The 11,855-nt window shown below is 34.1% G+C and carries 12 protein-coding genes and 1 pseudogene; 8 read left to right on the top strand and 5 right to left on the bottom strand.

Annotated elements, in window-relative coordinates; all coding sequences use genetic code 11:
* From DMP16_RS04865 to DMP16_RS04840, 6 genes and pseudogenes are all read left to right on the top strand, one after another.
* Positions 1-257 (top strand): annotated as a pseudogene (locus tag DMP16_RS04865) (conjugal transfer protein); the annotation flags it as partial.
* A gap of 511 nt (positions 258-768) precedes the next feature.
* Positions 769-1,302, top strand: a complete 534-nt coding sequence (locus DMP16_RS04860; RefSeq protein WP_069284132.1) for a hypothetical protein — start codon at positions 769-771, stop codon at positions 1,300-1,302.
* Positions 1,299-3,395, top strand: coding sequence for an archaellin/type IV pilin N-terminal domain-containing protein (locus tag DMP16_RS04855; protein WP_069284133.1), 2,097 nt, complete (start codon positions 1,299-1,301; stop codon positions 3,393-3,395). The genes DMP16_RS04860 and DMP16_RS04855 overlap by 4 nt, the downstream gene beginning before the upstream one ends.
* 177 nt (positions 3,396-3,572) lie before the next feature.
* Positions 3,573-4,388: a BtpA/SgcQ family protein gene (locus DMP16_RS04850; protein WP_069284134.1), complete on the top strand. Its 816-nt coding sequence runs from the start codon at positions 3,573-3,575 to the stop codon at positions 4,386-4,388.
* Between the two features lie 386 nt (positions 4,389-4,774).
* Positions 4,775-5,239: a hypothetical protein gene (locus DMP16_RS04845; protein ID WP_069284135.1), complete on the top strand. Its 465-nt coding sequence runs from the start codon at positions 4,775-4,777 to the stop codon at positions 5,237-5,239.
* A 38-nt stretch (positions 5,240-5,277) separates the two neighbouring features.
* The gene (locus DMP16_RS04840; protein WP_069284136.1) at positions 5,278-5,607 is read left to right on the top strand and encodes a helix-turn-helix domain-containing protein; all 330 of its coding nucleotides are present in this window, start codon (positions 5,278-5,280) and stop codon (positions 5,605-5,607) included.
* A gap of 158 nt (positions 5,608-5,765) precedes the next feature.
* Here the strand turns inward: DMP16_RS04840 and DMP16_RS04835 are convergent, their stop codons facing one another.
* Positions 5,766-6,512, bottom strand: coding sequence for a hypothetical protein (locus DMP16_RS04835; RefSeq protein ID WP_069284137.1), 747 nt, complete (start codon positions 6,510-6,512; stop codon positions 5,766-5,768).
* Positions 6,513-6,733: 221 nt separating this feature from the next.
* Between DMP16_RS04835 and DMP16_RS04830 the strand changes: the two genes are divergently transcribed.
* Positions 6,734-7,156 carry a thioredoxin family protein gene (locus DMP16_RS04830; RefSeq protein ID WP_069284138.1) on the top strand — a complete coding sequence of 141 codons (423 nt, stop codon included), beginning with the start codon at positions 6,734-6,736 and terminating at the stop codon, positions 7,154-7,156.
* 89 nt (positions 7,157-7,245) lie between these two features.
* Here the strand turns inward: DMP16_RS04830 and DMP16_RS04825 are convergent, their stop codons facing one another.
* From DMP16_RS04825 to DMP16_RS11345, 4 genes are all read right to left on the bottom strand, one after another.
* Positions 7,246-8,781, bottom strand: coding sequence for a cation:proton antiporter (locus tag DMP16_RS04825; protein WP_185957814.1), 1,536 nt, complete (start codon positions 8,779-8,781; stop codon positions 7,246-7,248).
* 141 nt (positions 8,782-8,922) lie between these two features.
* A complete protein-coding gene (locus tag DMP16_RS04820) occupies positions 8,923-9,372 on the bottom strand; it encodes a GNAT family N-acetyltransferase (RefSeq protein WP_069284139.1) in 450 nt (149 codons plus the stop codon).
* A gap of 268 nt (positions 9,373-9,640) precedes the next feature.
* A complete protein-coding gene (locus DMP16_RS04815; RefSeq protein ID WP_069284140.1) occupies positions 9,641-10,927 on the bottom strand; it encodes an ATP-binding protein in 1,287 nt (428 codons plus the stop codon).
* Positions 10,928-11,082: 155 nt separating this feature from the next.
* Positions 11,083-11,460 carry a transposase gene (locus DMP16_RS11345; protein ID WP_231961142.1) on the bottom strand — a complete coding sequence of 126 codons (378 nt, stop codon included), beginning with the start codon at positions 11,458-11,460 and terminating at the stop codon, positions 11,083-11,085.
* 38 nt (positions 11,461-11,498) lie between these two features.
* Here DMP16_RS11345 and DMP16_RS04805 point away from each other — a divergent pair.
* Positions 11,499-11,855 (top strand): HEPN domain-containing protein (locus DMP16_RS04805; protein ID WP_143576938.1); only part of this gene is annotated, 357 nt, incomplete at its 3' end.

Raw genomic sequence — 11,855 nt, 5'->3', positions numbered from 1 at the left:
TGAGCGAAAGGGATAAGAAAGTTTTGACAATTCTGTTAGATAGACCTTACCTATTGTATCAAGTTCTAAGCATAATGGATTTAGGCATCTATGGGCTTCTCAGCACCCTCCTATATACAGCATATTTGGCGTATGCCGCAAGCGGGATTGCTGCGTATTCCGAAGGTAGGAAAGATGTACACGAAAAATACTTAGAGGAACTTAGGGATCACCAAAAAGAGATGCTCGATAACCTAAAACATGATAGTGATGCCTAATATGAAATAGCATACAATGATGAGTTTGATGAAGTCTTAGCTGATATTGAGGAAAAGGCTGGAGCTTTGCTAAAGACTGACCAAGATGAGGAAAAATAGGAAACTTCTGACCCTTCCATTCAGCTTTAGAAGGCTCTTTTGAATTAACTCCTTAGATAAATGAAAAAATTTAACTATCATTATTACGAAATGAGAAATCCTTGTCCTTTAAGACGGAGGTTGGTTCCTATAAACTATTTTGTAAATCAATCTTTAAGAAACTCATGGGAGCGAATAGAGACTTATACATATACCTAAAAACTAAATATATATTTATTTTTATGTAAAAATCTATAAAAATTCTGTATAATCTAAAAATTTTACTTCAAAACTTAACAATTTTACAGATATTCTTTAAACTTGACTGATATTGTGTATAATAAAGTCTACTAGATAATAGAAGTGAATTTCATTACTATTAAAAGAAAATATATATAGAACCCTGTAAATAGTATGTATTTTAGAGGAGTAAATGGATAATGCTGTGACTGAATTCGTTCTAGTAGTTGTAACGATATTAATAGGATTAGTCTTGTTTAGCTTGGTCTCGAGTTACTCAACTTATCAAGTAAGTAATTATGCTGTATTATCAGAGGCTCAACAAATAGCTTATAATCTTAAGATAGATATAGTAACGTTAGAGGATGGGTACACATTAATTGTACCCTACTCTTATTCATCTTACAATGGAAGTTTATATTTAACAGTATTTCAAGCACCTGCATATCTGATTAACTCAAGCAACTTATTGAATCCAACAATGCCTGGCATAAGTTATGTAACAATCTATAACTCAACATCTGGAAATCAAATATCCTTTATTCAGCTAGATGGGAGGATATACTCACTTAGCAATCAACAATTGCCTTCACCTCTAAGTGTAATTAAGGATAACTTCGCCCCTGTATATACTAGCACTCCTCCAAAGGGTTATATCGACATTGTCTGGGTTATAGTAGAAGTAAACGGAGCGTATTATGTTGTTAGTACAGAGGTGATAGCATGAATAAAAAGGGATTATCTAGTATAATTGGTTTTCTAATACTATTAATGATAATTTTAGTTGTAGCTGTTCCATTAGCTTACTTATACTTGTCTTCTAACGTAGAACAGCACGTACAATCCCAATTGTTATCATCTAAAGAATATTTAGCTTCTCTAGAGAAGCAAGAAGTGGGAATAGGTGCTACAGCGAATTCTCAAAATGATTTCTTAACTATAGAATATTATGACGGTATTATATATTTCATCATATTAAATAAGGAAAGGTTAGTGAACATTACAATAATAAGAGTTTTTGCAAATCAAACTGAAATAAATGATTATCTAAATGTGAGTTTACCCTTCACGATATCCCTAAAAGAAGTTACCACGTATGATGCACCATTTTACTTCGGCTATCCCGCAATTGCTATAAAAGTTACTAATAGTGAGTTCTACAATAGCGAATTAGTTATACAAACTTCTCTAGGTAATGTTTTTGTAGTTCAGCCAATCAGCTCTACGTTATTAAACTCAGCTAGATTAGCCAATGTTTTGACATCATATAGTACAGAGAAGCAAGCAAATATACAAATTGGAAATCTATCAGCTTCACAAGTGTTTAATAATTTATTAGCATCGATAAATTATATATCACCTTTCAACTTTAATTTATTACCTGGCGGTCTTCAGAAAGTAAATATAGGACCGAATCAAGAATATCCTCAATATACTACTATTTCCTATTTCCCTACTTCAGGATATCTAGGAACTCTAGTAAGTGCATTTTACAAAGATCAAGGTATATATAATGGGACGTTCAGTGGTGAGATTTATGGTAATTTTTACCTAAGTGCATATCCTTCTAGCTCTTTCCAGCCTAGGCTTGTAAGTAATCTCTCTTTATATGGTTTTAATGGAAACATAAGTTTCCCAATAGTTTTCTATAGTGGTTCTGGGGTTTTAGTTAATTATCAACTTTTTACGATAAATGTGATATTTAACGGGAATCTGTATAACGGTACAATCTTAGGTAGTGTATATCTTAACAATAAGCCATCTTTAGCTGTGATTAGTTTAAGCGAAGGATTTCCGCCTTATATGAACGGTACTCTAAAGTTTATTAACGGACCTTATGCAGGAAAAGAGTGGAAAATAGCAGTAAATATGGATAGATTATCCCTATTATATAATATTAGTAATATAATTTCAATTAGAAATCTAACTGACAACAAATGGATAAAAGTTCCTGTCAATATTACACCACTTTACTTACAAGGGTATGTAACAACTAATAGCTACAATAATCTAAACTTTACTATTAATGAAACAATAATGCCTGGTTACAATTTTAAGGAATATTCAAATTACACTATCATTTCATTTAAACCTCGAGTCAACTCAGAGGTATACTTAACTATAGGTAATGATATGGTATCAATAGTTACTGGTAATGGACCTCAGAATATTATGTTATATGGTGCATATTATAGCCCATTTGTATATCCGAAGTATAATAGCTTCTTTCCAGCAGATTATCAGTTATTCTACATAAGTGGAACTGTAGATGAAGGTAAGATAAATGATGGATTTCCGTATTATATCAATAGTCTTATTACCTTACGTAATCTCAATTATTTACCGGCGATTTTCTTTAATGATTCCTCTAACTACTTAATATTCTATGACGCGTCTATATACGCCCTAGGCTTGATAATACCCCCATTTAACGTTACAGCTACCATAACAATATCTAATGGTGGGAGTTTGCCAATTACCTTTAATTATACCTTATCAACTCTAGTTCTATACTATCAATTCTACATACAAACTTTCGCCAGCACACTCCCATCTACGGGTTCATTGATAACTTTGACAGTAAACAATCCGTTAAATCCATCTATCACAATACAACCAAATTCTTATCAGAACATAACTTTAAATTTACTTATACCTGCAACTAATGTAGTTAGCTTATTGTATTACTATTCATCATATTATAAAATAACACCTTCGATTGCAGGTCAGCTAATAGTTCAATTCCATATTGAAGGGACTAACGAATACTACACTGTAACTCTTAATACGCTTTTAAATCAACAAGTGATTAATGAATAGAAAATCCCATTCAAACTAAGAAGTAAATTTTTTCATGAATTCCCCATAAAAGAAATAAAGTAGAGATTTATAATTGCAGATATCAGTCGTGATATGTGCTCACTTCCTCCCCGCCAGAGAGGCTTCCCTCACTTTGTAAATATAATTCTTTAATATCCCTCACTATGAGATATAATTATGTTTGATGAGCTATTTAAAAGCAAGCCATATATAATTGGCATGATTCACCTCCCCTCATTACAAGGCTCACCTAATAATAAGTTAAGCCTAGATGAGATCATAGATTACGCTTATTCTGAGGCTAAAAAGCTAGAAGAAGCTGGGGTCGACGGTATTATCATAGAGAATCTAGGAGATTACCCATTCTACAAAGACGACATTCCACCTATAACTGTAGCCTCAATGAGCATTATTGTAAGAGAAGTCAGAAAGGGCTTCAACTTCTATGCAGTTGGAGTTAACGTTTTGAGAAATGGATGTATTCAAGCCCTTTCTATTGCTCACGTAACTGGGTCACAGTTCATTAGGTGCAATGTGTTGATTGGAGCATACGCTACAGACCAAGGTATAATAGAAGGAAAGGCTGCTGACTTATTGAGACTTAAGAAGTATTTGAATTCAAAAGTTATGATAGCCGGAGATATTCACGTAAAACATGCATATCCACTATATAACCTGCCAATAGAGTTAGCGGCACAAGATTTAGCAGAGAGAGGAGGAGCTGATGCTGTAATAGTTTCTGGACAAAGGAGCAATATTCCCCCTGATGTAGAAGTTGTGAGAAAGGTAAAGAATGCTATCTCACTTCCAGTTCTAATAGGTAGCGGTATTTCTTTATCTAACTTTAAGGAATATTGCATGGAGGCTGATGGTCTAATAATAGGAGAGAAGGATTTTAAAGAAAACGGAATGGTAGGTGGTCCTAGTAATAAAGAGGCTTATAAGAAACTGGTCAAGGAATGTAAGGGGTTTGGGTCTCATAGGATCTCGTAGTGTTTAACATTAACCTTTTAGGGTTTGTGTCTCATAGGATTTCATATAATTTGATTATTCTTAATTGAATTTTATTATTTAAAATATTAAAATAAATTTATCATTTTATAGCTATAATTTTTTATTATACTAACTATAATACTTGAGGAAAGCAAATAACATATCTTTATATTTAAATTATTAACGATAAATTTGACTTCCAATAATAATGAAAGTAGTTAGCTAAACATTACTTTATTCACTATTTTTCTATCTTAGGAGATATTTTTTATGATAAACCTCAGTAAACCTCCTAAATATATTCAAAGTTTACGGGCTATAAACCTGAATAAGTGAGGGATATTTTTATAATAAACCTAAAACTATTATTTATTATTAGATGAGTCATGAATAAAAATGTAATAGTACCGATACTACTTGCAATCTTAGTGACTTCAATATTAGTAACATCTGAAATATATTTAGGGCCTATATTATCGATAAGGTTTGCAATAGTTCAGCAGCCCGCTGTAGTTTATGGAGCCTATTTGAATTTAGGAAATCTAACACCAGGTGAGTATGGCAATGCATCTATATCTGGTACAATAAATGTATATAAGCCGGGAGTCTATAATCTTAGTATAAATCCTGTATTAGGTGAGGCCTTTTCTCAATACACTATTACATTATCACTAACCAATTCAACTTCAGCTACAACACTGACATTTTCTAACGGTTATCCATACTATCAAGCAATTTATTTAAACCAAGGTGATTACACAGTTTATATCACGCTCAGTTACCAAGTTAGTAATAATCCTACCATATACAATTACAGCGGTCCAGTAATGTATGTATTCTATTCTTCATAAAGGTAAAACTTTTTTTCTCCTTTTTCTATAAACAAAACGTGATTTCGCTCACCTTAATTATAATCGATATCCTAGTTGGGATAATAGTATTCTTCGTCTCCAGAGAGGTAATGCTGAGATCGAATAAGGATAAAGAAGTGTTGACTACAAGTAGCTCAGATAATGATGATAAGGTCTTTAATGCCATAAAGAGTGGTGCTAAAACATTGAACGAAATAATGAAGTATACTGGCCTACCTAAATCAACTGCATATAAGTCATTGAAGAGATTGCTAAAACAGGGAAAAGTGGAGAAAGTAATTAATGATAAAGGTAATGTCAGATATGTTATTAAGAACGAGAAAGATAAGAATAACAGCAGTAGTTGATAGAAGAACGACATACCTTATCTTTTATGATGGGGAGAAGTCCAGTAACACGTAAAGGTTCTTACGGAAAGAGGTTTCACAAAAAATTATTAGCCGAGAGGGAGTGAGGAATGTTATAAGCTCATATAATTCGCAAATAATATTATATGAGTCCCTTCTCATTGTCCTAAAGCCCTTACTACTCTAAGCGATAATAATCCTGCCATTATACTTACGATCACATTCCCTGGTATAAACGCAAGTAAAGTAAAGATTATGTAAGCCCAATTAACGCTAGCTCCATAAATGAACGGCCTTAAAAATCCTAAGTAAAATATAGGATCTGGAATAGAAAGCAGTACTCCTAATATAACACCCTCTATTACTACTAGTATTGTTTGCTTTCTTCTCAATTTTCTCAATGCAATATCTTCTGACTCATTATTAGATGGTGTTAAACCAATACCAAATATCTTACCTCCAGAAATTGCAATAATTAAATCTATGTATAATCCGTAAGTTAAAGCCTCATAAATGAAATATAGAGGTTGCCCTCCAAATCCGTAATGGAAAAGGTCAGCCAATAAAGTATAGATTGTTAAAGATAACATTCCGCTACCCACTTTTCTAACTAAGCTTACGAAGATTATAATAATTAGAATCCTTCCCCAAAATCCAATACTTATGAATGGAGTCGATGGTATTCCTCTATCTATAAAAGGACCAATATAAAACTCCCACGCTGTCCCCAAGGATGCTCCAATAGCGAGATATACTATGTCTAAAGTGCTGAACTGCTTCAATCCTCCCTTTACTTTGGCTATATAAATAACAAAGACAGTAGCTAAAACGAAATAAGCTAAGACTATCTCCCAAGGTATCTCTCCGGGTATGTTGATTTCAGCCTTTATGCCATTCAGAACCATATTTTTAACTTGTGAGACAATTTAAAAAATTTTACCTATAAAGAAAATTAAGACTATATAGTGCTATATATTAATAAATATTACAAAATGAGGATAGCCTCACCATGTATGGCGGGAAGGAAGTTAGTAATAAGCCAGATGAATATCTAGGATAAGAAAGGATTATTACTTCGGTATTGTTTTCAAAAATCTTATAAACTAAATATAATAAATATTAATTAATGACCACCTTTGAAGAAGACGCTGAGTTAGAAGCTATTTTGAATAATAAGTTGAAAAAACTGATGAAATCTCAGAAAGAGAGTCCTAAGTATCAAGGTGGAAAGGTATACCATCTTGATCCAATTACCCTAGACGAGTTTATTAATAATTTTAAAATAAGCTTAGTAGATTTCTGGGCTGAGTGGTGTCCTCCATGTCACATCTTATCTCCGATTATTGAAGAATTGGCAACAGAGTATAGAGAAATAGGATTTGGTAAAGTAGATGTGGAGAGATACCCCGATATAGCCAGTTATTATGGAGTAGTTAACTTACCCACATTACTACTATTTTATAATGGAAGAGTTGTAGATTATATCGTGGGTGCTGTACCAAAGGAATATATAGAGGCTAAAATAAGGAGGTTTAATGATGTAGCGTAATCAAAAGGAGGATAGCCTTTCAAGAGAAACATTAATCTAAGTTTTCTAAAGTCTTTATCATGACGAGGAAGTAAATATTAGCACTAAACCTATTTAGTTACAATAAATCTCAATAATTCCCTCTCATATATCGTACCTTTAAGCTTATTATCTTTATCAATAATTCCAATTACTGGAGTCTCTGTTTCCCTAAACTTCCTCAGTACGTCTAAAACTTTAGAATCTTCTCCCATTAATACTGCCTCATCAAGATATACATCACATACTCTTAATCTGTCGTAATCCTCTGGGTTTATTTCTAAGAGTGTCTTAACAGTTATAATTCCAATCGGTCTCATCTCACGGTTCACTACAATTGCAGCCCTAAGACCCCTTTCGTTCAGTTTATTTATTACCTCCCTTAAATTATTGTCGCAAGTAACAAATTTAGGTTGATCTAAGCTTAAAATAGACGATATTCTCGTGTTAAGTTTAATTTTGGTCTCCTCCTTACTAACCTTAAATCCAGTCTTAAGCTTGAATAGTAACGGAATTACTAACGCAGAAAGGGATATTGCTAAGGTGGAGTAAGAGTATTCTAGTGCCGTAATAGCATTAAGGCTAAGGGCACTTACCAGTAATGAAACGTCTACCCCACCTTTTGTAGACGTTCCTAGCCCGTTAATTGTTGGATCTACGTTTACGAGTCTTGCTGACAAATATCCAGCTAAGAACTTTGAGCCTACTATGCTAATAAATAATATAATACTATATAGTATTATCTGAGGAGATATTTTGACGAAATAAAGTCCTATACTTACGAAGAATAGAGGTTCAAAGAAACCATAAGTGAAACCATGCAGTTTCTCCAATAGCTCTGGTCTATCCTTAAAGTAATCCCTCAACAAATACCCCAAGAAAAGTGCCGAAATAGCTGAATTGAACTTCAGATACTCTGCCAAAAAACCTATGATGAGTATTAACGCTATCACACTGGCGAACTCGATTTCCCTTACTTTTATGTAACCCTCTATCTTCTCAAGTAATTTAGCTATTATGGGGCCTAAGGCTATTATCAGCGCGAAAATTCCTATTATTTCCAAAGTAACATATAAAACACTGATACTTATTGTACTTCTCGCCTCGAGGAAAATTGAAAAGATGATTACAGAAATTATTTCAACGAGAGTTCCTTGATAGAATAAACTAGCACCTAACTGCTGTCTACTTATTCCTAAATCTATTAATAGTCTAGTTAAAGGACCAACGCTCGTCATCATCAGTGGTACTAATAGGACTAGGGAATTGGTCGTTTGAATTATCTCTTCTAATGTTAAGAATATTATGATAAACGGTAATAATAACTGTATAATTACACTATAAAATGTGAAGTAATTAAATCTAAACTCACTACTTATTTCCTCAGCCCCCGCAAGGAACAATAGAAGGATAATCCCTAATGAGGAAATGAAAGATATTATGGAATTAACCGGTATCAAACCAATTACACCCCTACCTAATATAATTCCAACTATGATCGATCCAACAAACGGAATCAATCCCAGTCTCGAAAACGCTTCCTCGGCTACCTTCGCTAGTATTAGCATTATTCCAAGATATAGAAGAGTGATTTCTAACACGTTCATACTAAACACTTATCGTAACTTGTAATAGGTTTTTCGTTTTAAGTCAAAGATGAAGAGAATTTTTAGAGGACACTATTTATAATTTAATTCTGTATAAGGAAGTTAATAAAAAAAGAATAAAAATTTAACTCACTTTCGTACTCAGAAGTCCTTAACTAATGTTTCACAAGGTATCTTTACGTCACTGATTTCTTTACACAAAATCACATCATCGTCATATGCATCAAGAATATACACTATATCATCTGATACCGTATGGATATCAAACCTTTTGTACTTTTTGAATAACGATAGTGCTGGTTTATTGTAACTTCTCGTGGAGGCTATTATATAGCTTAATCCCTTGCTTAAAAAATACCTCTCTGCCTCTTTTAATAATCTCTTACCATAACCCTTCCCTCTATACTGTGGCAGTATTCCCATATAGAAGATTATTCCTATATTGTCCTTTACCTTTAGTTCTACAAATCCTGCTACCTTATCTTCTTGATCCTTTATAGTTATTATCTTCGACCATTTGAGGTTCTTTTTTGCGTAGTATGCGTCAAATTTAGAAAGGGATTTGTCTATTACCTCATCCAGACTACTCATTATCCCTTGTCTCTTTCTGAATAATTATCTTCAAAGGGGGATAATAAACTTTTAGTTAAATGGGATAATTTTAATACGTTTAGATAAAAATATAAATACGTTTTATTTTGAAAAACTTATACATTTAAATCGGGAGAAAACTGACCTCCTCCCCATCTTGAAGGGGGAGGCTTGTCCTTCCTTTGTCAGACCTCTTCTCGTAAATAGTGTGAGTTCCTCTAATAGCGGATTCCGATTAACCCTTCTCCAGTCTGGTTTACGTCAATGACTATTCTTCTTGTTCATACCACTCCCTCAACTTCTTTAAGTCAACGTATTCTACCTTTTCGGAGTTTTCCATTCTGCGAAAGCTCTTTGCAAATATAACAATTTTTTTCACGTTTAAGTTAAGCCTCTCCAATTTACTCTCGAGCTCATGTAAGATTCTGATACCGTCAACCTCGTCACTCCACTTGCATTCCCCAGCAATGTTTAATCCCTTGTCCATGATGTCAATTTCAACGTCCTTGTACCAATGCCTTCCGACATCCCTAAGCCCATATTTATCCTTCACGTACTCCCTTGCAATGTCTTCAAATACCCTTCCTAAATATTCGTTGTACTCCTCCTCCCTTATCTCGTATCTTCCTTCTTCTATTTCGCTGAGGTTAGGGTAAATGAACTTAAACCAGAAGTTGGTGAAGTTATCTACTATTATATACCTACCCCTCTTCGAAGTTCTCCTCTCTAAAATCGGAACCTCCCTCTTCACTAGTCCAATCCTCTCTAACTTCTTTATATATGAAGATATCTCTCCACCAACCTTAACGAAGTCCCTTATTTCGCCTAATGTGTTTTTACCCATAGCTATGGACAACAGAATCTCCTTATATGTGGATATCTCACTAAATTCGTATCTTAACGAGAAGTCCATTTCATCTTTTAAAAAGGAGTCAATCCTCTTCAACTCTTCATTTATCCACTCCAAAAAGGGAGTTTTAACCTTGATTAAATAATAAGGCACACCTCCGGCAAAACCATAAACCCTTATACCCTCAACTACGTCGAAATTAAACTTCCTCAAGTCCTTAAACTTCAACTCCTTTAAATTTATAGCTGAAGTCCTCCTACCGTATAGTGGGCTCTTATACGAAAGCAGGTCACTCATCATTGAAATTGACGAGCCCACCAGTATTATCTTTGTATTAGTACCCTTCAAGACCTCATCCACTATCCTCTGAAAAATAGAAGGTATCGAATTATCCTCCTCGATTAAGTAAGGGAACTCGTCTATCACAATAACCTTGTCCTTGAGAGCATAGAAGAGTGACTCCCAATCCTCCTTTACGTGTTTAATCTCAGGAAATAGCCTTTCAGCGGTTTGCTTAAACTTTAATAGATTATTCTTTCCCTCGACTGCTAGATAATAAACGGAGGGATAGCCCTCTATCGCCTTTAAGATCAACGAAGTCTTCCCAATCCTTCTCCTACCATAGACTATTATAAGCTCTAAAGACTTTGATTCGAGCCTCTTTTTAATAGCCTCCAATTCCTTTTCCCTATTCACAAATATCATATTCTAAAATATCATATTCTAAAATATGAATTTAGTCTCACATGATTACACTTGACAAAGTGAGGGAGGACTAAGTCCTTTAGAGCGGAAAACTCTCTTAATGCTAATCTCTGACCTCTTCCCCGCCCTAAAGGGTTTTGCCGAGGTCTAAAGAGTTACTCCCCTTTAAGGGAGTTACTCCGTTTGACGTTACGAGAAAGGAAAGGGGCTTCTTTAATACGCTTACAATCCTCTTTATTCCCAATGTTTAAAGCACCATTAACATCACTGTGAAGCTTATGACCTAAAGGGCAATTAATAACTCCCCTAGGCTTCCTCTCAACGAGAACGTCATGGAAAGCACAGAAACGTGAAGTGTTATACTCTACAACGAGGAACACGTTTATACCATACTCATAGAGCTTATACACTATAGCCTCAATCAACTTGCGATAAGACCAGATATTTGAAGTGAACTTATTACCCTTATCTTGAGAGATGAAGTAAGGATAGCCCAAGTAAACAGTTGATACACCTAACTGCCACAACGCCAACATCTAAATAAAATTATGAATCTCTAAAATGTCTATATATGACTAATATTCTCATAGCTAGGGCTGAGGAGTACTTAGAGTTAGCACAGTACGCTTTATCCAAAAAAATGTATTCCCAAACTTGTTTCTTGTCCAGTGTAGCCTCTGAATTATACATGAAAGGGGTAAGCCTAGCGATCTCTGGAGACTTCACATATTTTCATGATGGGAAGCAAATATTATCATATATAAGGAATATCGATAGTAAACTGGCAGAGATGATTGATAACTTTGTTAAGGAAAATAGAGAGAAATTGAGAAGGTTAGCTAGTGAGTACACTATAGCTAGATATGACATGGAGTTAATTTATGAAAGAGAAGATGCAGAGATGTGTATAAGGATAGCAAAACAAATA

The organism is Sulfolobus sp. B1 (assembly GCF_007050195.1).
GTDB lineage: Archaea > Thermoproteota > Thermoprotei_A > Sulfolobales > Sulfolobaceae > Saccharolobus.
This window is presented reverse-complemented; position numbering and strand designations above follow the sequence as displayed.